General features: G+C 57.6%; 20 protein-coding genes and 2 pseudogenes. 11 read left to right on the top strand and 11 right to left on the bottom strand.

Annotated features, from left to right (window positions below):
- The first annotated feature begins 121 nt into the window (after positions 1-121).
- Positions 122-1,024, top strand: coding sequence for a DMT family transporter (locus tag EYD00_RS25705; RefSeq protein ID WP_081859549.1), 903 nt, complete (start codon positions 122-124; stop codon positions 1,022-1,024).
- Between the two features lie 426 nt (positions 1,025-1,450).
- On the opposite strand, the gene EYD00_RS25700 is transcribed toward EYD00_RS25705, so the two are convergent.
- Complete coding sequence (locus EYD00_RS25700) at positions 1,451-1,693, bottom strand: hypothetical protein (protein WP_034499197.1); 243 nt, start codon at positions 1,691-1,693, stop codon at positions 1,451-1,453.
- A gap of 59 nt (positions 1,694-1,752) precedes the next feature.
- On the opposite strand from EYD00_RS25700, the gene EYD00_RS25695 reads away from it, so the two are divergent.
- Complete coding sequence (locus EYD00_RS25695) at positions 1,753-1,962, top strand: hypothetical protein (protein WP_131258994.1); 210 nt, start codon at positions 1,753-1,755, stop codon at positions 1,960-1,962.
- Positions 1,963-2,186: 224 nt separating this feature from the next.
- On the opposite strand, the gene EYD00_RS26480 is transcribed toward EYD00_RS25695, so the two are convergent.
- A complete protein-coding gene (locus EYD00_RS26480) occupies positions 2,187-2,339 on the bottom strand; it encodes a hypothetical protein (protein ID WP_193604431.1) in 153 nt (50 codons plus the stop codon).
- An 81-nt stretch (positions 2,340-2,420) separates the two neighbouring features.
- Entirely contained in the window at positions 2,421-2,660 is a 240-nt protein-coding gene (locus EYD00_RS26475; RefSeq protein ID WP_376779261.1) for a recombinase zinc beta ribbon domain-containing protein, read from the bottom strand.
- Here EYD00_RS26475 and EYD00_RS26325 point away from each other — a divergent pair.
- The 3 genes and pseudogenes from EYD00_RS26325 to EYD00_RS26470 all read left to right on the top strand — a co-directional run.
- Complete coding sequence (locus EYD00_RS26325) at positions 2,659-2,781, top strand: hypothetical protein (protein WP_267889675.1); 123 nt, start codon at positions 2,659-2,661, stop codon at positions 2,779-2,781. The two genes, EYD00_RS26475 and EYD00_RS26325, sit on opposite strands and share 2 nt — an antisense overlap.
- Positions 2,782-2,915: 134 nt before the next feature.
- Positions 2,916-4,460: a Fic family protein gene (locus EYD00_RS25685; protein WP_034499193.1), complete on the top strand. Its 1,545-nt coding sequence runs from the start codon at positions 2,916-2,918 to the stop codon at positions 4,458-4,460.
- A gap of 637 nt (positions 4,461-5,097) precedes the next feature.
- Positions 5,098-5,175 (top strand): annotated as a pseudogene (locus EYD00_RS26470) (4Fe-4S dicluster domain-containing protein); the annotation flags it as partial.
- A gap of 388 nt (positions 5,176-5,563) precedes the next feature.
- On the opposite strand, the pseudogene EYD00_RS25670 reads toward EYD00_RS26470, so the two are convergent.
- Positions 5,564-6,575, bottom strand: a pseudogene (locus EYD00_RS25670) (IS30 family transposase).
- Positions 6,576-6,819: 244 nt separating this feature from the next.
- On the opposite strand from EYD00_RS25670, the gene EYD00_RS25665 reads away from it, so the two are divergent.
- Positions 6,820-7,212, top strand: coding sequence for a hypothetical protein (locus tag EYD00_RS25665; RefSeq protein ID WP_034499187.1), 393 nt, complete (start codon positions 6,820-6,822; stop codon positions 7,210-7,212).
- A 26-nt stretch (positions 7,213-7,238) separates the two neighbouring features.
- On the opposite strand, the gene EYD00_RS25660 is transcribed toward EYD00_RS25665, so the two are convergent.
- Positions 7,239-8,612, bottom strand: coding sequence for an ISNCY family transposase (locus EYD00_RS25660; protein ID WP_131259006.1), 1,374 nt, complete (start codon positions 8,610-8,612; stop codon positions 7,239-7,241).
- A 719-nt stretch (positions 8,613-9,331) separates the two neighbouring features.
- On the opposite strand from EYD00_RS25660, the gene EYD00_RS25655 reads away from it, so the two are divergent.
- Together EYD00_RS25655 and EYD00_RS25650 are read left to right on the top strand one after the other, a co-directional pair.
- Positions 9,332-10,849: an MFS transporter gene (locus tag EYD00_RS25655; protein ID WP_286084904.1), complete on the top strand. Its 1,518-nt coding sequence runs from the start codon at positions 9,332-9,334 to the stop codon at positions 10,847-10,849.
- A gap of 94 nt (positions 10,850-10,943) precedes the next feature.
- Entirely contained in the window at positions 10,944-11,507 is a 564-nt protein-coding gene (locus EYD00_RS25650; protein ID WP_034495485.1) for a response regulator transcription factor, read from the top strand.
- 249 nt (positions 11,508-11,756) lie between these two features.
- Here EYD00_RS25650 and EYD00_RS25645 read toward each other — a convergent pair whose 3' ends face one another.
- Together EYD00_RS25645 and EYD00_RS25640 are read right to left on the bottom strand one after the other, a co-directional pair.
- Entirely contained in the window at positions 11,757-12,551 is a 795-nt protein-coding gene (locus tag EYD00_RS25645; RefSeq protein ID WP_131258992.1) for a hypothetical protein, read from the bottom strand.
- Between the two features lie 117 nt (positions 12,552-12,668).
- The gene (locus tag EYD00_RS25640; protein WP_246665921.1) at positions 12,669-13,607 is read right to left on the bottom strand and encodes an SDR family oxidoreductase; all 939 of its coding nucleotides are present in this window, start codon (positions 13,605-13,607) and stop codon (positions 12,669-12,671) included.
- Here EYD00_RS25640 and EYD00_RS25635 point away from each other — a divergent pair.
- Entirely contained in the window at positions 13,597-14,496 is a 900-nt protein-coding gene (locus tag EYD00_RS25635) for a LysR family transcriptional regulator (protein ID WP_034495480.1), read from the top strand. The genes EYD00_RS25640 and EYD00_RS25635 overlap by 11 nt on opposite strands.
- 551 nt (positions 14,497-15,047) lie before the next feature.
- Here the strand turns inward: EYD00_RS25635 and EYD00_RS26320 are convergent.
- Both EYD00_RS26320 and EYD00_RS25625 read right to left on the bottom strand, forming a co-directional pair.
- Entirely contained in the window at positions 15,048-15,194 is a 147-nt protein-coding gene (locus tag EYD00_RS26320; RefSeq protein ID WP_286084903.1) for a hypothetical protein, read from the bottom strand.
- A 286-nt stretch (positions 15,195-15,480) separates the two neighbouring features.
- A complete protein-coding gene (locus EYD00_RS25625) occupies positions 15,481-16,380 on the bottom strand; it encodes a LysR family transcriptional regulator (RefSeq protein ID WP_034495556.1) in 900 nt (299 codons plus the stop codon).
- Between the two features lie 135 nt (positions 16,381-16,515).
- On the opposite strand from EYD00_RS25625, the gene EYD00_RS25620 reads away from it, so the two are divergent.
- Positions 16,516-17,718: an HlyD family secretion protein gene (locus tag EYD00_RS25620; RefSeq protein ID WP_051674114.1), complete on the top strand. Its 1,203-nt coding sequence runs from the start codon at positions 16,516-16,518 to the stop codon at positions 17,716-17,718.
- Between the two features lie 353 nt (positions 17,719-18,071).
- Positions 18,072-18,515, top strand: coding sequence for a CBS domain-containing protein (locus EYD00_RS25615; protein WP_034495477.1), 444 nt, complete (start codon positions 18,072-18,074; stop codon positions 18,513-18,515).
- A gap of 21 nt (positions 18,516-18,536) precedes the next feature.
- On the opposite strand, the gene EYD00_RS25610 is transcribed toward EYD00_RS25615, so the two are convergent.
- Complete coding sequence (locus tag EYD00_RS25610; RefSeq protein ID WP_034495475.1) at positions 18,537-19,196, bottom strand: response regulator transcription factor; 660 nt, start codon at positions 19,194-19,196, stop codon at positions 18,537-18,539.
- Positions 19,197-19,220: 24 nt separating this feature from the next.
- Positions 19,221-20,543: a sensor histidine kinase gene (locus EYD00_RS25605; RefSeq protein WP_131258990.1), complete on the bottom strand. Its 1,323-nt coding sequence runs from the start codon at positions 20,541-20,543 to the stop codon at positions 19,221-19,223.
- Positions 20,544-20,643 lie beyond the last annotated feature (100 nt).

Genomic DNA, 20,643 nt, shown 5'->3' with positions numbered 1-20,643 from the left:
CGCAGATTTCGCGGCCCTTTAAGCCACTGAAATCTGCTTCGCATGATGCGATATCTGGCCGACAAAAGCAGACCGAAGCGTCCTCTATAGTAGCAGCACAACTTATTCGTCCGGAGCAATGATGGAAAAAGATAAATGTTTCAGTAGAACGCGAGGGCGGGCAGACTTTGTGCAGGGACTGGGCTGGATGGCCCTGAGCATGGTGTCCTTCATCAGTATGGCGGTAGGATCTCGCGAGCTGGCGTCGACCTTGTCGATCAGGCAGGTGCTGTTTTTCCGCGCCCTGGTCGGTCTCGGCGTAATCTTGCTGGTGGGAAAATCACTCCTGCCGCAGATCCGCCAGATGAAACTGTTTCCCCGACATCTGGCCCGAAACGCCGTTCACTTCACCGCCCAGTATTTCTGGACAATAGGCGTGGTCTCTCTCCCGCTGGCGTCCGTCTTTGCCCTCGAGTTTACCATGCCGATCTGGGTCGCGCTGTTCGCCTGGTTATTGCTCAAGGAGAAGCTGACTGGGCCGCGGCTTCTCGCGACCCTTGGCGGATTCATTGGTGTTCTGGTTGTCGTGCGCCCAGGGCACGGCGTCATTGATCCCGCCGCCGGATTGGTACTCCTTGCCGCCGCAGGGTACGGCCTTTCCTTGATCCTCGTCAAGCAGCTTACCAGGGAATGCTCACCTGCGGTCATCGTGGTTTGGATGATCCTCATTCAGTTGCCTCTGGGACTGCTCGCCGCTTTGACGGACTGGAGGGACGTCGGCCTATCTGATGTTCCGTGGATGATGGTTGCCGGCGTTGGTGCCTTGAGTGCACACTACTGCCAGGCACAGGCGTTGAAGCGCCTCGATGCCTCTGTCATCATGCCAGTCGACTTTCTGCGGGTGCCCATGGCTGCGCTCGTCGGGTTCTACGCCTACGGAGAAGGTATAGACGTGTGGGTCGTTATCGGCGGATGCATTATTCTGATGTCGAATTTCCAGGCGATGATGTCCGAACGCAAGAGGTCACAGACACCAGGTGCATGACGAGCCACGACACGCGACCTTGCCTGTAGCGAACAGGCTGCAACTGGTGGTGAGAGGGATGCAATGTGAATCGGTGGCGTTGGAGGAGGGGGAGTTTCTGGCGGATGTGGTTATCAAAGACCGGCTGCGCCTAATCCTAGAGGGAAATTCATGTGGCACAGCCGGTCAAACAGTCACTCGAAATCCGGGCGCGACATCCCGTTGCGCTTGGATGAACGGAATGCACGAGTCTGCCGCGCTTAGGTCAGATGGAGTTCCGCCAGGGCTATTGCAATATGCGCCACGGAGCGGCTCATTTAGGCGCGCGGTCCGGCGTTTCGTCATATCGACGGGTAATGATTATTGGCCGGAGACCCGAGTCCGCAACGATCAATGCGTGTCAACATGTGGACGAACCATCAGCATGCTATCTGCTTTGGATGGTGCCTAGACATTCCCTTCCGGTCCTCTTCCCTCAGACCGGCCGTTCGCTCCACCCGAGATCTTGTCAATGGTGTCCAGAACACCCTCCGGCGTAACATCCTCTTGCAGTTCTGCAATTTCCTGCTTCTGAGCAAGATCGAGACCGAGTTTTACGGCATTGAAGCCAGCTTGCTCGGCCAGCTTGATGAAGGACAGCAACTCATGGGGTGCGAATTGCTCGTGAGACGCGTGATATCCGATGATCATATTTGCCTCCGCTGGTGGTACGGTCTTTCGAAGGATATTGTGCGCATGACGATTTCCTCATGGTAGAGCAGCGTGGCACGACTTTCGCGATGCTGCGCCCATCCGCCGCGATCGAGTTCGTCAACCATGACCTCAGTCTGGTTCAGCTTCATGCCGTTCTTCCTCGGCTTTTAGCCCAGGCCATGAACGGCTATGTCACCGAACCTTTTCGTTGGAGCGATGCGGCTGTCTCTAGTGGTTCGCGGGATGAGTATTGCGATGAGATCTAACATTAGGCTTGCTGATTATACTCCCGGTCAAACTCGCTTTCAGCGCGTCGGTTCCGGCGATGCGCCGGCAAGGCTGTACTGACCGACCGGTGCCCGCGCCATTGCCACTCGCTGATGGGGCGATCCGGCCTCCGGCCACGCCGGAGTCGCTACTATCGTCGGCGACGCGATCTGGCATCACAAGTCAACTTCCGGGACAAAATTGACATGAAGTAACCAACTAGTTAGATTAGATTTTCGACATCTTTCACGGAATGTTCTGTGGGAAGCGGGAGTGGCGCCAGGAAATCCTTGAGTTCAGCCTTACGTGTCTTCAACTGGCTGCCGCGTTCCGTCACGGCATCGAGCGTGATCGCCTCCTCCAGATAGAGATTCATCAGGCGCTGCTCCTCGCGATCGATCCGCTCGACCTCGGCCTCGGCAGCATTGATGTTGGCGCGCGTCCATACGCAGGCGATTCATTTCCTGCGTATACGCATCGCAGAACTCGGCGAAGATGTTGGGATCGAGCATCCGGGTGCGCAGCGCGTAAGCGCGGGGGTCTCCAGTTGGTCGCGCCGGATGTTGACGCGGTTGTCGCAGGTGCCCTTGTTGCGTGCCGTCGAGCAGCCTATCAAGGTAGCCCAGATCGCCGAATAGCCACCGCCGCAGCAGGCGCAGCATGCCAAGGCAGCTCCCTTCAAGCGCAGTGACGCCATGCTCGACATTCTGCCGATCGGCGTCATCGTCTGGCCGGGCACCGGTATCCAGGACAACCTCGCCGACAAAGCCAAGAAGCTCGGCATCCCGGTCAATCGCTTCGAGATGGGTGGCGCGTAAGCGCCATCCGTATTCTTGGCCTGGAATCGATTTTCACCCCAATCTAAGATTATGAATCGAAATTCATTGTGAGTTATCGGATTTCATGAGAATGTCTGTCCTGAGGTCGATTTCAGGGCAAGGTATCAAAATTCATGGAGCCGGGGCAGAAGAAGTCATTTTCAGGAGAGGCAAGCGTTTTTCACGGGCGCTGGCTGCCGGAAGCCGCCGTTCCGGTCGGCTATGCCGCCCTGATCGATGCCTGGAGCTTGTCCGTGCCCGTGCCGATCAACCTGTCGGCCATCGGACCACGTCACAAGGTCTACCAGACCGAGGGCTGGAGCCTCTACACCCCGCGCCACCGGCCGGATGACAATCTCGCCGGCCACCTTACATTTGCACTCCGCTACGAGGGGTTGGATCTTGCAGTCCTGAAGGCGTTGTTCCGCGAAACCGGCCCGGAGCCGATCGCGGCCATCGTCCGCGCAGCGCCGACCGGCGCCTATGCGCGCAGGCTCTGGTTCCTCTACGAATGGCTGCTCGATACGCGGCTCGATCTGCCCGATGCGACCCAGGGCAGCTACGCCCTGACCGTCGATCCTGAGCAACAATGGGCGGTTGAGGGGACGACTTCGACGCGCCACCGCGTGAAGAACAACCTCCCCGGCACGCCCGCCTTCTGCCCGCTGATCTTTCGCACGCCCGCACTCGAGGCCTTCGTCGCGCGCGGCCTCGGCGACAAGGCACGACGGCTCGTCGCCGAAGTGCCGGTCGATCTTCTGGCGCGCACTGCCGCCTTCCTGCTGCTCAAGGATTCGCGTTCGAGCTTCCAGATAGAGGGAGAAGATCCACCACAGGATCGCATCCAGCGTTGGGGACAGGTGATCGGCGAAGCCGGCCGCCGGCCGATCGACCGCGCCGAGCTCGAACGGTTGCAACGCATCGTCATCGGCGACGCGCGTTTCGTCCATCTCGGACTGCGGGAGGAGGGCGGCTTCATCGGTGAACACGACCGCCTGACCGGCGCGCCGATCCCCGATCATGTCGACGCCCGCCACGACGATCTTCCGTCACTGGTCGATGGGCTGATCGCCTTCGATCGCGGCCCCGCGCACCGGCTCGATCCGGTCCTCGCCGCCGCCATCCTCGCCTTCGGCTTCGTCTACATCCATCCGTTCGAGGACGGCAACGGGCGACTGCATCGTTATCTGATCCATCATGTCCTTGCCGAGCGTGGCTTCAATCCGCCGGGCCTGGTCTTTCCGGTGTCGGCCGTCATCCTTGCTCGCATCGACGCCTATCGGACCGTACTCGAAAGCTATTCGCGCCGTCTTCTGCCGCATATCCGCTGGCAGGCGACTGATCGTGGCAATGTCGAGGTCTTGAACGACACCGCCGATTTCTACCGCTATCTCGACCTGACGCCGCAGGCGGAGTTCCTGTTTGAATGCGTCGCCCGCACCATCGACGTCGATTTGCCGGCCGAGACCTCGTTCCTGCGAATCTATGATGCGTTCAAGACAGAGGTCCAGAGCTTGATCGACATGCCGGATCGGTTGCTCGACCTTCTGTTTCGGTTCCTGCGCCAGAACGATGGAAGGCTGTCAAAGCGTGCGAGAGACAGGGAGTTCGCTGCGCTCACCGATGAGGAGGCCGCGAGGATCGAAGAGGTTTATGCCGATCTTCAATTGCGGGGCTGAGCACTTGCAATCTCAGAAATCCCCGGCGACCAAAGCCGCCGGGGTCTTGGCCCTGCGTCGGAAAGGGATAGCATTGTCCGTGGTTGCTCCGCTGCGAGGCCTGGCAACCCGACAACTGCCAAACCGACCCAGTGTCCTGGCGATACTCTCGCAGCCGTAACGGTCGTTGGCGTCAAAGGTCCGAACGATTTGGTTGCGCGGGTCAGGGCGGCGGTATCCAGCACCATCATGCCTTCGTCATGAAAGGATCAGCACAGTGACCTTCAATGTGGCAGAGGGGCGGTGCCATTCGCCGCTCTGGTCTTTACCTTCCGTTCTCCGCATCCTGGAGCATCAAGCCATCCGATGGACGCGCGGGTGGCGCGTGTAGAGCCAGTTGACCTGTGTCGCTCTGACATGGACTTGGGGCAAGTTCCAAAGCACCCGGCCACTGTCAATGTTCCGCGCGGGTTCACGACCTTAATCGCACCCACCAGTGGATATATCCCTATCAACAAAAAGAGCTCCTAAGCCCGTCTGTTTTTCGGCAGCATCCCGCTGATCCGGGCCGTGTGGGCGCGTGGCGTGCGTGCCTGCTCCAACCCTTTCACTCTGGTTATCCTCTCATTTCGCTCCGGTGCGGCGACCTTCCAAGAGCGACATCAAGGACCCAAACCAGAACATCAACTGGGTGCCGCCGCAGGGCGGCGAGGGGCCGGCTTACGCCAATATGTGATGCGGTGAGGCTGTGTCATGAATGACCAAACCATCAGCGTGCGGAGATACCCGGAACGAACGAGGGAAATGATTTTGCGCGCGGCCATGGATGAGATCGTCGCCCATGGGCTCGATGGTGCGCGGACGACATTCAGGCGCCGACCATGAATCTTCTGAATGACTTCGAGGCGATGCAATTCTTTCTGCGACATGGTGATCAAAAAGGACATGGCAACTCCGATCGTTCCTGACTGAAGTCAGACTGAGCATCGTCGCATCCTTGCTCCCAACGTTGACATTGACCAGCGTTGTGCGAGGAGAGTGTCGCATTTCTATCCGGCCCAAATGTCGCATTACTAAATGGCGTGTGAGTTCATGCCGAAGCGCGAATTGCAGGGTGTTTCAAGCTAACCGGCATGCCGCATCTGCGCGAGCAGTTTCTTTCGGAAGACTTCCGCCGGCGTTCGATAGCCGAGGCATTTGCGCGGCGTGGCATTGAGCTGGTTACAGATTTCCATGAGGTCGGCGTCGGTAACCGCTAAGGGATCGACCTCTCTCGAAAGCCATTTCCGCACCCGCCTGTTGATATTTTCGACGGTTTCTTTTTGCCACGGCGATTGCGGGTCGCAGAATTAGGTCTGGGTGCCAATGCTCGCCTGTAGGTAAGGCCAGTCGGTGAACGCCGTGCCACGGTCGAACGTAATGGAACGACGGGCGAGGTGGGGCAGGGCCTGGAGTGCTTGCACAGGGCCGTTCATGACCGGTCGAGACTGCCGATCGTTGTTGCGTAGAAAGATCGCAAAGCGGCTAACCCGTTTCAACGAGTGATGTCACGTTGGCCTTTCCAAACTTCTTCCGGAACTGGATTAGGTCGCATTCCCAATGCCCGAACTGCTTGCGATCAGCGACCACATCCGGGCGGCGCAAGATGTTGAGTTCCGGGCTAAACCTTTGGCCATGCTTGCGTCTGGCATGTCGCGGTCGCCGCCGAGCGCGATGCTCCGGCAGGTGCCGCCACAGTTTGATCGCTTGGCCGTCGGGAGAATACCCGAACTTGTAGATCGTTTCGTGACTGACCGATATCGGATGCCGCTCCAAGCGCATCCTTCCTGCGATCTGCTGCGGCGACCATCCGTGCTTGATCCGATCGATGACGGATTGGCGGACACGCGAGAAGCGCACCAGCTTCCTCAGCTTGGCGCGTCGTTCGCACGCCATGTCATGTGCCGTGACACAGTAATAGCCGTTCAGATCCGGGACGACTTCGTCGATGAACATATTGCGCTGGATCTCGCGGATAATTGTCGAGCGATGGCGTCCAAGCTCCTCGGCGATGATGCCAACAGTCAGGCCAGCTATACGCCAGCGTGCGATCTTGCGTCGTTCATCCATGTCGATATGGGAGTAGGTGCGTTTCATTGCAGCTTCCTTGCGAGTGACAACCCAGTGCTATCATTCGCAAGTCGCACTTCATCCTTGAACCCACCGCGCTACAAATTTTGTGGCGGCAAGGTTGGAATGTCGCGCATTGCGCAAAGTTAAAATGTCGTCTGCTGCTCTCGCAGCCCGTTAGAAATGCGACACTGACCGCCTCCTTGCTCTGACGGTCAGCCCCCGACCGGACCGGCTGGGCCGGGTTGCAAGGTCAGGGAGGGGGCGGGTGATGATACTCCCCTTCGGCTTTAGCTTTCTCAGCATCACGGCTGCTTCGCGCCAACAGGAGACATTGACCAATTCGCGGAAATTTCTTTATTTTCCAGACGCCGTGACGTCCAGAACAGGAAGAAGGATGTTGGGCATGACACAATCGGTCCTGAGCGTCGAACTGTTCGAGATTCACGGTTTCGGAAGTCCAAGTGAGTATGAACGTTTCAGTAGCTGGCTGGATGCCGTCATCGCCAGCGGCGGCTGTATTGAGAAGCGGCAGAGCCTGACTGTCGATCAGTTGAAATACGGTTGCCGCGAAATTCAGTTTCAGAACGGCGAAACTTGGCGACTTGACCCACCCGATTTTCCGTTTCGAGGATCATGGCAGCCGATGCCATTTGAGGTCTAAAGTCCGCTTGGGGCCAATAGCGGCCCTTATTCAGCCGCGTCCATTCTGGCGAGAGCGTTTTGCCGTCTCGCTATGACTTCGGGATCGTTCATGAAATCCGTCCGTGGACCTGGCTTGCGACCTCTCGGCTTGTAGCCGATCTTCTCGCTGTTGGTCTTTGGCGCAGCTGCGTGGCATTGATCTTGCTGCTCTTTGATGTAGGCCAGTACCTCGCCGAGACGCTTGTTCTCGACCACAGCCGCATGGCTCACGCGCTGGTCCTTGTCGAAGATCTTGTAAGGCAACGAGTGACCTTTCCATCGAATATCCAGTCGACCATCAGCGTAAGCGTATGTCTCGACATACTTTCCGACTAAGCCGCGCGTGACGTCGTTATCTTCGAGTATGATGCGTTTACGTTCGTAAGAGAATGTCAGCTGCGCGCCGACATATCTCTCCTCACGCTTGCAGAGAACATCCTTCAACCTGCTTGCTGTCATGTCGACAGGTCGATGAAGGTTGTTGGAACGGGCAGGGGCCACCGCAAAACGATCATTATATTGGGAGATGAATGTCGGCAGGAAGGCATTCCCAGCTTCCATGCCGCTGATCTTGGCCAGCCGTAATTCTTTGACGAGTCGATCTTGAAGCGTTCGGTTCATGCGCTCGACACGGCCCTTGGCCTGGCTGGAATTGGCGCAGAGGATCTCGATGTGCAGCTCTGATAGAGCGCGGCCGAACTGCGTCATGCCTTGGCCGCCCTTGGGGTCTTTCTTTGCCACCCGAAAGACCGAATGCTTGTCGGAATAGAAGGCAATCGGTGCGCCATGCTCTTTGAGGTAAAGCGCCAATGCCTCGAAATAGGTAAAGGCGCTCTCAGATCGAACAAACCGGAGCTGCATCAGCTTACCGGTAGCGTCGTCAACGAATACCAATAGAGAGCATGCCGGACCACGATCCTCGAACCAGCGATGCTCCGACCCGTCGATCTGCACCAACTCGCCATAGGCCTCACGCCGCAACCGCGGCTGATGAAACGTTCGCCGCTGCTTTCTCGAAAGCCATATGCCGGCATCCTGCATCCATTTACGCAGCGTCTCACGCGAGACTGTGACACCATGCTCTTCCTGAAGCTTCTCGGCCGCGAACGTAGGTCCGAAATCAAGGTAGCGTTCACGCACCAGCATCAAAACGTAATCACGGACGCCGCTGGCTATTTTATTGTTGGACGGTCGACCGATCGCTTTATGTCTGATCGAGCCAGCGCCGGTATGCTCAATTCGATCGACCAACCTTTGGACGTGGCGCGTGCTGATCGCCAGTACATGGGCTGCTGCAACAATGCTCATGCGGCCATCCACGACTTTGGACAGCACCTCGATTCTTTGCAGGTCGCGCTCGCTCATCGTAATCAATCCCATCCGCAATCTCCCAGATGCTAATCAGACCCGGGGAGTGTGACATTCCAACTTTGCAGGATCAGGACACTTTAACTTTGCGGCTACATACAGTAATCGCATAATCAATATTATGGAACACCTCCACCAGCCTGGGTCGCTTGCAGATAGGAACGAACCAGTCACTCGCTTGCCCGCTCGTCTCGAAAAGAACTGGCCGCGCCGCTTACAAACCAAGGTATATCTGCATCGCCCCGCTGTAATCGACTAACTTTTACTCGTCGCCGAGATCCTTCCCGCCCTTGACCGCGGCGACTTGCTCGGGTTGTTCCCCTCCAAGCCCGAAGCGCGGACATGGGTCCGCCTTGCCGCCCCTTAACCGGGGCGGCTTTTTTCGTGAGGTCATCGGATGCTCTTGAAATTCTCCGGCCGGCCATTACCGAGACAGCAAGCCCGATATCCCGCCGAGTATACCAAAGCCCATCTATCTCCTGGCATCGCAACGGGATCACATCGGCAAACGCGCGATCAGTTTACACCCACGCTTGAGGGTCCATTCAGCAAAGAGGTGATTATCGCGCGCGCAACGGCAGGGCATTGTCGGCTCCCTGATGTGCACTGAATTCTCGATCCAAACTGGTGCCGACCACGGAGCGACCGCAATGGCAGACCTATGTTATACTCAAACGGGATTACCCGGGAAGGCTTCGACTGCTGGCGCCGGTTTCCTGCTTGTCGGAGCGATGACGATCGTGCTGACCGACGCCGTCGCAGGCACGGTCTTGTCGATGGCACGGCTCGACATCATGGGCGGAACCCATGCGTCGGCCGACGAGTTCGCCAAGCTCGACTACGGATATACCGCCGCAAAGCTCTGCGCATTCGTCCTTACTCCCTGGTTTGCTGGCGCGTTCGGTCTCTATCGCTCCGTGATGATCGCCGGAGCGTTGATGACCGCGGCCTGCTACGGTGCGGCCTTCACGAGCGACCTCAACCTCATGTTCGGCTTTAGGCTTCTACAAGGCGCCAGCGGTGGCGTGCTTCTGGTCGGCGCGCAGTCGCTGCTCTTCCGCGTGTTCCCGATGCGGCAGCAGCCGTTCGTTCAAAGCGTGTACGCGATCGGATCGGTCGTCGCTCCGGCGACACTTGCCCCCTACATGCAGGGATGGCTCCTCGACCAGATCGATTGGTCGGTCATCTTTCTATGCTCTGTGCCCTTCGGTGTCGCTGGCATCGTGCTGCTCGCTCTCGCGCCACAGGTGGAAGAAGTGGAAAGCCCGAGGATCACGTTCGACGCAGTAGGCTTGATCCTCTTTGCCGTCGCCGCCTTCACGCTGACATTCGTTCTAAACCAGGGAAATCGCTGGGATTGGTTCGGCGACAGGACGGTGGTGTGGGCCACCATTATCGGCTTGACTGTACTTGGCGTGCAAATCGTCCGTCAGTTCCTCGAGCCGGACATGGCGACCATGTTCAATTTTGCGCTCTTCCGCAACCCCAATTTTGCGTTCGGGATCGCAGCGAGCCTCGCTGCCGGATTTGCACTTCTCGGTAGCAGTTTCGTTATCCCTTCCTTTGCCGTTTCCGTCCTCAGGATGACGCCCACCGCAGCCGGGAGCTTGCTTCTGCCAAGCACGCTGATGTTCGTCGGCTCGCTATTCCTGACGGCCTTCATGATCCAGAAACTCAAGCTGCCGGGTGTCATCACCATACCGCTTGGAATCCTCGGCTTGATGCTGGCGATGTGGTTGCTGTCGGGCTCCAGTAGCGGCAGCGGGATGCCTGACATGACTCCAGCAATCCTGATACGAGGCCTTGCACTCGGATTCCTGTTCCTTTCGATCACGCTGGTCACGCTTTCAAGCCTCGACAAGACACTACTCATCTATGGGGTTGCCTTGTTCAGCATAGGCCGTCAGATGGGCGGGCTCGCGGGCATCTCGTTCCTTCAGACCTTCATCGAAGACCAGACGGCACAAAACAGAGTGGTGTTGGCGGCCCATATCCTCCCCGGACGCGAGGAAGTGATCGCGCGCATCGGAAACCTTGGTCGTCTTCTCGCTAGCCACGGGACGGAGGCGGGATTGGCTAGCAAGGAAGCGGTGGCTTTGATCGGCAAGGCTGTCGCCCTTCAATCCACGACAATAGCGTTCGATACCGCCTTCTTTGCGATCACGCTGTTTTTTTTCGGGGCGGCCCCGACTCTGATCATCTGGAAAATCGTGCTCGGTCGTGTTCTCGCACCGAAGTCAGCGAAGTAAGCCCGGCGTGTTATCGTGGTATCCACTCGTATAGTAGTTGTACCTCAAGGGCCTCGGTAGATTGGTGTCAGCAACCGAGGATGAGGCAAGCCAAATGGAAGATAACGAGGAATTCGAGAAAGCCCCGGCGATGTCACGCGTGACGATGGTGATAGCCGATCCATTTGTCGAGAAGACGGAATCGCTCGTTTCGAGCCTGATAGAAAGAGGCTTTCTTGTGGTGAGGAGTTCGACGCTCTCCGAGGCCAGGGCAGCATGCCTAGCGGTACAGCCTACCATCGTATTGACGGAACTGCGGTTCCCCGATGGTACCGGACTTGAGCTCGTGAAATGGATTTCGCAATGGCTGCCTTCTACGAGGATAGTCATTCATAGCTGGTTTGCCGATATTCCGATAGCCGTTGTCGCGGTAAAGGCCGGCGCTGACGATTTCGTGCCCAAACCTACTGACGACGAGTTCTTGACGAGCATTCTTTTATACGGATCGGCAAACGTACCGTCCGATTGCAGGATCGAGGAGCCGGATCGCGTGAGGCATGAGCACATCGAGGAGGTCTTAAGATGGACCAGCTCGAACGTGTCACTCGCCGCCCGACACCTAAACCTGCATAGGCGTTCGCTTCAAAGAATGCTCAAGCGTTATCAACCCAGCGCCTGAGCGCAATCTGGCTGAAGGTCCGAGCTGGACGGGTGGTCGCACGACGGGCGCAGGGGCGGTTCCGGGGGGCTTCTGTGGACGGCCCCGACATCCAACAAAACTGACAAAAATTCGGGCTCTACCCGTGCGTGAAAGGGGACCATGCACCCGCCCGTCTTCTATACTTCTGGCCAATCGGCGCGCGGAACGGTCCTTTCCCGACCCGGTCCGCCAATGTCATTCACCGCGAGGCACCGCCGGGGCGGACTATCAGTCCACGACGTAAGCCGTGGCGTCCGCAAAATCCGCCATGCTCCGATGCCGATGAACCGCGTTGAGCAATTCAGCTACTATAAAGCAGAGCGGACGCGAAAAACTGTCCGTTTCGTCGAACATCCGACGGTAGTCATCCCCGCAGGATAATTCGGTCCCGATTTCGAGCAGTCGGTGGAACGCGATGTGCGAGAGCTTCCATCCGCCGCGAGACATCGGTACCGCGAACGCCTTGCCTGACAGGGCGAACATCGCGGGGGCGAGATGCTCGTGGATAAACAGAGCCGTGCAGTTCGAGAACACCCCGAGCTCATGGAGCGGAGGCACCGTCCCGAGAGCGATGGCCACCCTTCTGGCATCGAAGTCCGGTTCGGTCTGGTTTTCGTCCGTGCTGGACCAGATGCAGCCGGGTTTGGTGTCACCGAAGCACTCTATCACTTCCACGGGCCTTCGCGTGTGATGATGAAGCAGCGTCTGCACGCCTTCGAGTTCCGAGGAAGAGGAGCTGCTGCCGATCACCGAGATCACATCGCATGACGCGATGGCGTACGCGACTTGTAAGAAGACATCGCCCCAGACCTTTGTTTCGTATCGGTCACTCTGGCCACAGTATCCGACAGGGAAAGGTATCGCACCCATCGATTCCAATCGCTCGGCGGGCCAACGCCGCAACTCCGACACTCTATGCTTTGCGAAAAACATAGGCCCGGCTTCCTCGGGGGGGCGTTCCAGGTCGAAAGGAAGATCGAAGGTTCTTAGGTTGGGTGTTCGGTCGGCGAGCACGGATGACATGTTGAGTTACCCCGGGGTGGATAGATCGCCCAAGTTACCCTCCGCTTCAACAAAAGTGCAGTATACTGTAGTGTGTGTGACGGGAGCCGAATGCAACGCGGCTCCCGTCGGAAGCGGTCAGAGCTTCGGCATCATATGCTCCCGCATGAAGCCCATGTACTCCACCTCGGAGGTTCCACGACGCTTATCGATCAGGGGCTGGATGTCCTGCGTGGCGACATACCGGAGTTGATCGGTACCGTCAGTGGCAGCGTTGTAGATGACCTGCGCTACCTGTCGGCTTGTTCCACGCCCGCTGGACTGACGCAGGCCGTCGAAAATCGCGCCAGCGCCGGCAATGAACGCGTCGTAATCGGAAGGCGTCGATGTGGATGAAAACTCGGACCCGGTTCGTGCCCCGAATTTCGTTTCTAGCACGCCGCCGGGCTCGACCAGTTTCACCCCGATCCCCAGAGCAGCCAGTTCGTAGGACAGCGACTCCGAGAACCCCTCCAAGGCGAACTTCGAGGCGTTGTAGAGCGAGATCATCGGGAGGCCGAAGATACCCGCGCCCGAGCTGACATTGATGTAGAGGCCGTTGCGGTTCGCACGGAAGTGCGGGAGTGTCTCTCGGACGACATCCATAACACCGAAGACATTCACTTCGAACTGGTCCTGGATCTTTTCGCGCGGCGTTCCCTCGAAGACGCCAAACAGGCCATATCCGGCGTTGTTTACGACAACATCTATCCGGCCAAACCTCCCGATGCCCTGAGAAACGGCCGACTTGATGCTTTCGCGATCCTGGACGTCGACCCTTGTAACCAGAACGTTCGGGTATTCGTCGCAGGCTTGCTTAGGATTGCGCATTGTCGCAATCACGTTCCAACCCTTATCCGCGAAGAGGCACGCAGCAGCCTCGCCGAAGCCGGATGAGCAGCCGGTGATGAGAACGGTGTTTGTCACATTTTTCTCCTTGTCGAGCGTTGATCCTATATTTAGACGCTTGTTTTGATGGTATAAACGGTACAGATCCGTACGAGACATTGAAGGAAACTGGACAATCATGTCTGGCATGACCCTTTCGGACCTACGGGCCATTTTGGCCATCGCTGACAAAGGGAGTTTTCGCGGTGCGGCAAAGGCACTTGAGATTGCCGTTTCGTCGCTTAGCCATCAGGTCGCGAATGTCGAAAAGCGCGTCGGCGTTCGGCTGTTTAATCGCACCACGCGCAGCGTCTCGCTCAGCGAAGCGGGCGAAGCCCTCGTGCGACACATTCGCCCGGCTCTCGACCAGATCGACGCCGCGCTGGAGGCGGTAGACCATCTGCGAGCAACCCCGATGGGGGTTCTACGGTTGAACACGTCTGAGGGTGGCGCGGAACGCGTTTTGCCTCTGGTGCTAGATTTCCTTGCCAGCTACCCTGACATGAAAGTTGATTTGGTAACCGAAGGGCGGCTTGTAGACATTGTCGCGGAGGGATTCGATGCCGGACTTCGTCTTGAGGACGTCATTCCCAAAGACATGATTTCCGTTTCCCTCGGTCAACCGGAATCATTTGTTCTGGTCGCGTCTCCCACTTACCTCGCGGACAAGCAACTCCCCGTATCGCCTGGTGACCTCCTGGTTCACGAATGCATTCGTGCCCGACTTCCGAGCGGCTCCCTTATTGCATGGGAGCTGGAGCGAAACGGTGAGGCGCTGACCGTTGACGTTAAGGGTCGCCTCATCGCGGGAAGCACCGATCTGAGTATTCTTGCCGCCCGACAGGATGCCGGCATCGCGTTCGTCTCCCTCCGTTCGGTGCAGGAGGACATCGATAGCGGGCGTCTGATACAGCTGCTTCCAGATTGGACGCCGCCCTATCCCGGCATAGCCCTGTTCTATCCGAACCGCAGACTGCCTTCCGCCGGGCTTCGCGCGTTCATCGACCACGTTCACGCTTGGCGGAAGGCGCATAGGTAATTAAACCAAGCGGATAAAGGGGACCGACCCTGGACGGGTCGGAGTGCGGCGACCATCCATGATGGCGTCGCAAATGCTTGGGGAGCCTCTTAGGGAAGGTTAAGGCCGACCCCTTCGACCACGTGATGCACCCTATTGGCAGAAAACTTGTCCGCCCTCGCCTTGCTTTCCGTGACCGGGATAACGCCTTCGAAATCGCCGTCAAGGGTCACGGTGGAAACGGTGATCACTGCCTGGGCCGCGAGGCGCGCCTCGAGTTCGGCGTAGCCGGGATACCCCGTCGGCGGTGCCGATAAAAATGAACCACAACGTCGCTATAGTCCGGGTTATCGAAGGACGGTGCGGATCCTTCGAACAGCGCTTTGCCGAACGTCCACGTCGGAGAGTTGTCGTGCCACATGATTTGGGCGATATCCCTCCGGTGGGCGTCCAGCCCTGCCCTTCCCCGCTCGATTTGGAAATAGAACTGAAACCAAAAGCCACGCTCCACTATCGCCGGAGCGGGCAGATTTGACTGGCGATGTCCTGAATCAGATATCCGCTGGCCGAAACTAGGAGATCACGCCGCTCCAGCTCGACGCGTCGGCGAAAGCGCCGTGGACGAGAACCACCGTTGGCTTTGAGCCGCTTGCGAATACGGGCAAGGCTGCAGCGTAAAGAAGCGCTGTCACGAGCAGGGTTTTGGTTGCTTTCAACATTTCCAACTCCTTTTTTTTGATTGATACGCGACCGTCAACGCGGTTTGAATCGAATGACCGTGTGGGTACGGACACCACTGGTAGAGACTGCGCCTACGCAGTCGGACGAGGATCAAGCCGAAACTGAATCTAGCTTTTCCGAAGAAACGGGTAAGCTATACGGAGGTTTGTCAGGTTCGCCGTGCGGGGAACCATGCTTATGGCGAAAGATCGCCTCGGGCACGCTTATGCTGTGGTTTCGGGATAGCTCGATACGAAGCTAGCAACCCCTGCGAGGGGCGAAGCTTCACGCCTCGAACTGCTGCAATCGCGCAAAGCGCTCGACCAGAAGATCGATAAAAAGCCGGACCTTCCTCGGCAAGTGATTGCGGTTCGGAAAAATGGCGCTGATCGTGAACTCCACGCCCTTGTATCCTGTCATGACGGATAGGAGTCGGCCGGCCGCGATCTCCTCGACAACAACCGGGCTCGGAGCGAGAAAAATGCCGCGTCCCCTCACCGCAAGATCACGCAAGAGATCGGCACTGCTCGAGACGACATTTCCTTTCGCCCGGGCTTCCACGATTGAACCGTCCATGTCGACGAAGCGCCACATGTCGCCGAAGGCGTATAGGGCATAACTAAGGCAGTTGTGATCAACAAGGTCACTGGGTTTTTCTGGCGCTCCGTGCCGTAAGACATATTCCGGCGAACACACGAGCAGATGCCTCCAGGTCGCCAGCTTTCTTGCGATCAGATTCGAGTCCGGCGTCGTCATCCGTATAGCCAGATCGTAGCCGTCATCGATCATGTCCACCATGCGTTCCCCGATATCCAGGCTAATGGTTACTTGAGGATAGCGTTCGACGAATTCGTTCGTTATCGCTGCCAAGCTCTGGACCATCGATGAATTGGTGTAGATGCGGAGTTGCCCCCGAGGGGTCGATGACAACGCTACGACGGCCTCGTTTGCCTCATCGAGATCCATCAATATGGCCGAAGAACGGTCGTAATAGAATTTTCCGGCTTCGGTCAGGCTTAGCTTTCGCGTCGTACGGTGGAGGAGCAGGACGCCGAGCCTCTCCTCAAGGGCTTTGATGTGGTTAGCGACCATCGTTGTGGACATGTTCAACTTACGTGCGGCAGCTGAAAAACCGCCGGTCTCAACGACCCGGCCGAATACTTCCAAACTGGTCAACCTGTCCATGATCTCCGCCCACCTTAAACCGACACTTGATAATCCTTTCATATCTTCGCCGATTATCACAGCTTCAATTCGAGGGCATTTTACGGGCCAAAAGCCGAGCGTCGGATCGTATGCCTTTAGATCGGGAGAATCAAAATGGTTGAAGTGCCTCGACCGGAAGCATTCACAGTCGCTGAAACTGAGAAGGGACTTCGAATTGGCGGGCCACCCGAATTGGCCGCTCCGGTTTCATCGATTTCCGGTAAGCATCCGCTTCAACGTGCGAAGCGCAAAAGATTCCGCTCGCTCATGCTGGCGTCAGCCGTTATTGCAGCGTTTGTCATAGGCGGGCAGACGGGGTATCGATATTTCGTCGTCGATCGATACGTCGAAACAACTGACAACGCCTATCTCAAGGCGGACTCCACCGCCGTGGCTCCCAAGGTTTCGGGATACATTCGAGAAATTCTGGTCAACGACAACGACCCCGTCAAAGCAGGACAACTGCTGGCGCGCATCGACGACAGGGACTTCCAGATTACGCTATCCCAGGCGCGTGCCGACCTAGAAGCGGCAGACGCCGCAATAAGGAACATCGATACACAGGTCAACCTGCAACGCTCTCTGGTCCGGCAGGCAGAGGCTCAATTGAACGCATCCAAAGCCGCTTTGGTTTTCGCCGAGGCAGACGCGGAACGATGGAGCAAGCTTATCACGAACGGTGCGGGTTCTCAATCACGTGCGGAGCAGACCGTCTCCCTCCGGGACCAGGCAAAAGCGGCTGTGAAGCGCGACGAGGCGAACGTGGTTGCGACCAGAGACCGAATTCCGGTGCTTGAGACGCAGAAAAGCCAGGCTGCCGCTCAACGCCACAAGGCCGAGGCTCAGGTTGCCCAAGCGGAACTGAACCTGGCCTACACGCGGATCGTCTCACCTGTCGACGGTACGGTTGGCGCGCGAACTCTCAGGATCGGACAACTCGTGAACGCTGGAACACAACTAATGTCCGTAGTTCCTCTTCATTCGATCTACGTCGTCGCCAACTTCAAGGAAACACAGCTCACGGATATCAAGGTCGGCCAGCCCGTCGTGATCAGCGTCGACAGTTTCCCCGGCATTCAGATCGGCGGCCGTGTGGAGAGCCTATCTCCAGGCAGCGGTTCGGAGTTTTCGCTGCTCCCTACCGATAACGCCACCGGAAACTTCACGAAGATCGTCCAGAGGGTTCCCGTCAAGATCACAGTGGACGCTGGCGATCTCTCAGGCAGCCTGAGGTCCGGCATGTCCGTGGTCCCGCGGATCGACACAGCAGACGGGCGTTCCACGTTCGACGGACTCTGGCCGATCCAGGACGAATGAGTATACCGCGGTTTACATAGATCAGCGCATCCGGGCGTGTATTCTCGCTGTCGCAGATCGCGTCCTCGTAGACCGCCTCTACAGAAGAGGTCCCCGCAATCCTCGTCGGCAGGGACCAGCGAACTGCACGCGATAGCAGGGTCGTCCATCCGCCGGGACGGCTCTGCTCTATCCGTTTCGAAGATATTTGCCCTCACCATTCAAAAGGCAAACCGACGTATAGCTTCCCTTGGAATTGGCGGCCGCTAGCTTGAACGCGCCGCCTTGCATGCAATTGCGCTTTTTCGCTTCGAAGGCATGTAGGCGTTCAAGGCCGATCGCGTGGCCATCCGGCCACCTTGGAGACGAAGTCAATGGTTTTGGTAGAGCAGATTCTCGACAGGGCGAAAGCCCGCCTTGTTAAAATCTCCCCTGACGCTCCGGTGCTCGACGCCGCGACGTTATTCAGGGACGGAGCTGAAATGGTACTGGCGTGCCGCGAGAGCGGGCGACTTGCCGGAATAATCACAAAGAGCGATCTCATGCGCAGCTTCGTACAAAGCGGCAGGCTGGATCTGGCGGTTCCGGTCGCGTCCGTGATGCAGAAGGAAATTGTTAGCTGCGAGCCTGCCGATAAACTTGAGCAGGTCTGGCAAGTGCTTAGCCAAAACAGCTTCAGACACCTTCCGGTCGAAGATCAAAACGGATGCGCGATCGGCGTTGTAAACGCCCGGGACATTCTAGGTGGCCTGTTGCGGGAGGCCGAAAGCGAGGAGGAATTGCTGAAGGAGTACGTTATGGGTGTCGGATATCGCTGAACGAGCGCATAGTCCGCCAGCTTAGGTCCTCGCGCTTTCCTTCATCGCGTCCGCCATGGCCAGCAGATCGTAACGGCGCACCAGTTCGCTTAATGTCCGGCACTCCATCTTCTTCATCATCCGGCCGCGATGCAGCTTCACCATGATCTCGCTGATCCCCAGCTCCCAGGCGATCTGCTTGTTCAGCAGGCCGTCAGTGACGAACTTGAGGACCTCCCGTTCGCGGGGCGTCAGCTTTCCATAGCAGTTGAGAGCGTTGTCGAGGTTGATACGCTCAGTCCGACGTTCGCTATCGAGATTGATGGCCTTGACGGCTGCGGCGACGACTTTCTTACTATCGAAGGGCTTGAGAAAGAAGTCGGTCGCCCCGGCCTTCATCGCGTCAACCGAAATCCTGACGTCTTCGAAGCCAGTTATGAAGACGACTGGATGGCTGCAGCCCATTGCAGACAGCCTTTTCTGTAGTTCAAGCCCGTTGAAATCAGGCATGTTGATATCGAGAAGTATGCAACCCGGACGCCCCGGATCGAAGCCCGCAAGAAAATCGGCAGGACCGTCGAAAGCTACTGCGGGCATATCGAAAGAGCCGAAAAGATCGATCAACGATTTGCGGACGATGTCTTCGTCATCGACGATTGTGATTAACGGTGAGGCATTCGGCAGTTCCATCGGGTGTATCATTTCAGGTCCTCCCATACTTTCCGTCTATTCTGCGAGTTGTCGGCCCGCCACGGTCTCCGGTGCATCATCATAGCCCGTCTCGACAAAAACGAGAGGCAGCCAAGCTTCGAATGACGCGCCACCCTCAAAGGTGTTTCGCGCCGAAATCACGCCTCCGTGGCTGTGGACGATGGAACGGCAGATCGACAACCCCATACCCATCCCCTCCTTCCGGGTCGTGAAGAAGCTCTCGAAGATTTCCGTCGCAATCCCTTCCGGGATGCCCGGTCCCGTATCGTGAACTTCGATGAAGGCCCGCTCACCGTCGCTTCGGGTGGTGACTTCCACCCGCCCGAACTGCGCTTGCGTCCTCTCGATGGCCTGCATCGCGTTGACGACGAGATTGACGATAAGCTGTTGGATTTGAACCGGATCGACCTCGACCGTCGCGATTTCGGCAGACAGATTGCTGCTGATCGTCACGGATCTGCGGGTCGCTTCCTTCTTGACGAACGTAAGCGCTCCGGCGATCAGTCGGTTGAGGTCGCATGTTTGCCTCTCGGGCACCGCCTTGCTCGCCATATCCTGGACACGCTTGATCACCTCATTCGCGCGCCGGACGCTCTCCTCGATCCTTCCGACGAGTTCCCGCACCTTGGGCAGGTTCGGATCGCTTCGCTGAAGCCAGCGCGCCGCGGTAGCGGCGTCATTCGCGACCACCGACAATGGCTGTCTGACCTCATGTACGATCGCACCGGAAAACTCGCCGAGAATGGACAGCTTGGAAAAGTGGGCGAACTCGGATTCCATCTTCTTGAGCTCCCTTTCGATACGCACCTGCTCGGTCATATCGATGATCATCAGCACCGATGTATCGAAATTGGCAGCCGACTGCGGAAAGGAGACCATGAGAGCGGCGTCGATGGTCCTGCCGTCGAAGGTCTTGATTTTAAGCCTTTGATAATGGTTTGGCCGTCCTCGAAAGTGGGCGGACATCACGTTCGAAGAAGCCTCTGGCGTTCCAGCGAAGACATAGGCGACGGGAGCCAACAATTGAGAAATATCCGTGGCTCCGAAAAGTGTCAGCGCGACGTCATTTACCCCCCTCACGATCACAGAATTGTTGGCCTGATCGACTAGTTGCGGATTCTCGACCAGAAACGCGTCGATATCCTCGACACCGCTATGCTTTAGGTTGGTGAAAGCCTCTTCCACGTCGCTTGCGTCCACCTGCAACACTGCGGCTGGGACGTTGTTGAACAGCGTCCGGTAGCGGGCTTCGCTGACCTCAAGCTCTTTGAGCCGACGGCTCATTTCCCTCAAACATGTTGGGTCGAGGTTGTCATTAGGGAACGTCGTCATATTCATATCGTTCACTCCGCCCTTCACCGTCGGTCGAATCGGTACCCGAGGACCGAACACAGCGATGCTGCAAGAATTTAAGTAAGAAGACACCAAATGCGACTAA

Origin of the sequence: Agrobacterium sp. 33MFTa1.1, assembly GCF_004328495.1 — a bacterium.
GTDB classification, from domain to species: Bacteria; Pseudomonadota; Alphaproteobacteria; order Rhizobiales; family Rhizobiaceae; genus Agrobacterium; species Agrobacterium pusense.
This window is presented reverse-complemented; position numbering and strand designations above follow the sequence as displayed.

Bases quoted from the DNA above. Each gene is read 5' to 3' on its own strand.
- EYD00_RS25615 (WP_034495477.1), top strand. From the start codon at position 18,072: ATGGTTTTGGTAGAGCAGATTCTCGACAGGGCGAAAGCCCGCCTTGTT.
- EYD00_RS25645 (WP_131258992.1), bottom strand. From the start codon at position 12,551: ATGTCATCCGTGCTCGCCGACCGAACACCCAACCTAAGAACCTTCGAT.
- EYD00_RS25625 (WP_034495556.1), bottom strand. From the start codon at position 16,380: ATGGACAGGTTGACCAGTTTGGAAGTATTCGGCCGGGTCGTTGAGACC.
- EYD00_RS26480 (WP_193604431.1), bottom strand. From the start codon at position 2,339: ATGAATCTCTATCTGGAGGAGGCGATCACGCTCGATGCCGTGACGGAA.
- EYD00_RS25685 (WP_034499193.1), top strand. From the start codon at position 2,916: ATGGAGCCGGGGCAGAAGAAGTCATTTTCAGGAGAGGCAAGCGTTTTT.
- EYD00_RS25635 (WP_034495480.1), top strand. From the start codon at position 13,597: ATGTCTGGCATGACCCTTTCGGACCTACGGGCCATTTTGGCCATCGCT.
- EYD00_RS25620 (WP_051674114.1), top strand. From the start codon at position 16,516: ATGGTTGAAGTGCCTCGACCGGAAGCATTCACAGTCGCTGAAACTGAG.
- EYD00_RS26475 (WP_376779261.1), bottom strand. From the start codon at position 2,660: ATGGCGTCACTGCGCTTGAAGGGAGCTGCCTTGGCATGCTGCGCCTGC.
- EYD00_RS25660 (WP_131259006.1), bottom strand. From the start codon at position 8,612: ATGGGATTGATTACGATGAGCGAGCGCGACCTGCAAAGAATCGAGGTG.
- EYD00_RS25640 (WP_246665921.1), bottom strand. From the start codon at position 13,607: ATGCCAGACATGATTGTCCAGTTTCCTTCAATGTCTCGTACGGATCTG.
- EYD00_RS25705 (WP_081859549.1), top strand. From the start codon at position 122: ATGGAAAAAGATAAATGTTTCAGTAGAACGCGAGGGCGGGCAGACTTT.
- EYD00_RS25610 (WP_034495475.1), bottom strand. From the start codon at position 19,196: ATGATACACCCGATGGAACTGCCGAATGCCTCACCGTTAATCACAATC.
- EYD00_RS25655 (WP_286084904.1), top strand. From the start codon at position 9,332: ATGACGATCGTGCTGACCGACGCCGTCGCAGGCACGGTCTTGTCGATG.
- EYD00_RS25665 (WP_034499187.1), top strand. From the start codon at position 6,820: ATGATACTCCCCTTCGGCTTTAGCTTTCTCAGCATCACGGCTGCTTCG.
- EYD00_RS25695 (WP_131258994.1), top strand. From the start codon at position 1,753: ATGGTAGAGCAGCGTGGCACGACTTTCGCGATGCTGCGCCCATCCGCC.
- EYD00_RS26320 (WP_286084903.1), bottom strand. From the start codon at position 15,194: ATGTTGAAAGCAACCAAAACCCTGCTCGTGACAGCGCTTCTTTACGCT.
- EYD00_RS25605 (WP_131258990.1), bottom strand. From the start codon at position 20,543: ATGAATATGACGACGTTCCCTAATGACAACCTCGACCCAACATGTTTG.
- EYD00_RS25700 (WP_034499197.1), bottom strand. From the start codon at position 1,693: ATGATCATCGGATATCACGCGTCTCACGAGCAATTCGCACCCCATGAG.
- EYD00_RS26325 (WP_267889675.1), top strand. From the start codon at position 2,659: ATGCTCGACATTCTGCCGATCGGCGTCATCGTCTGGCCGGGCACCGGT.
- EYD00_RS25650 (WP_034495485.1), top strand. From the start codon at position 10,944: ATGGAAGATAACGAGGAATTCGAGAAAGCCCCGGCGATGTCACGCGTG.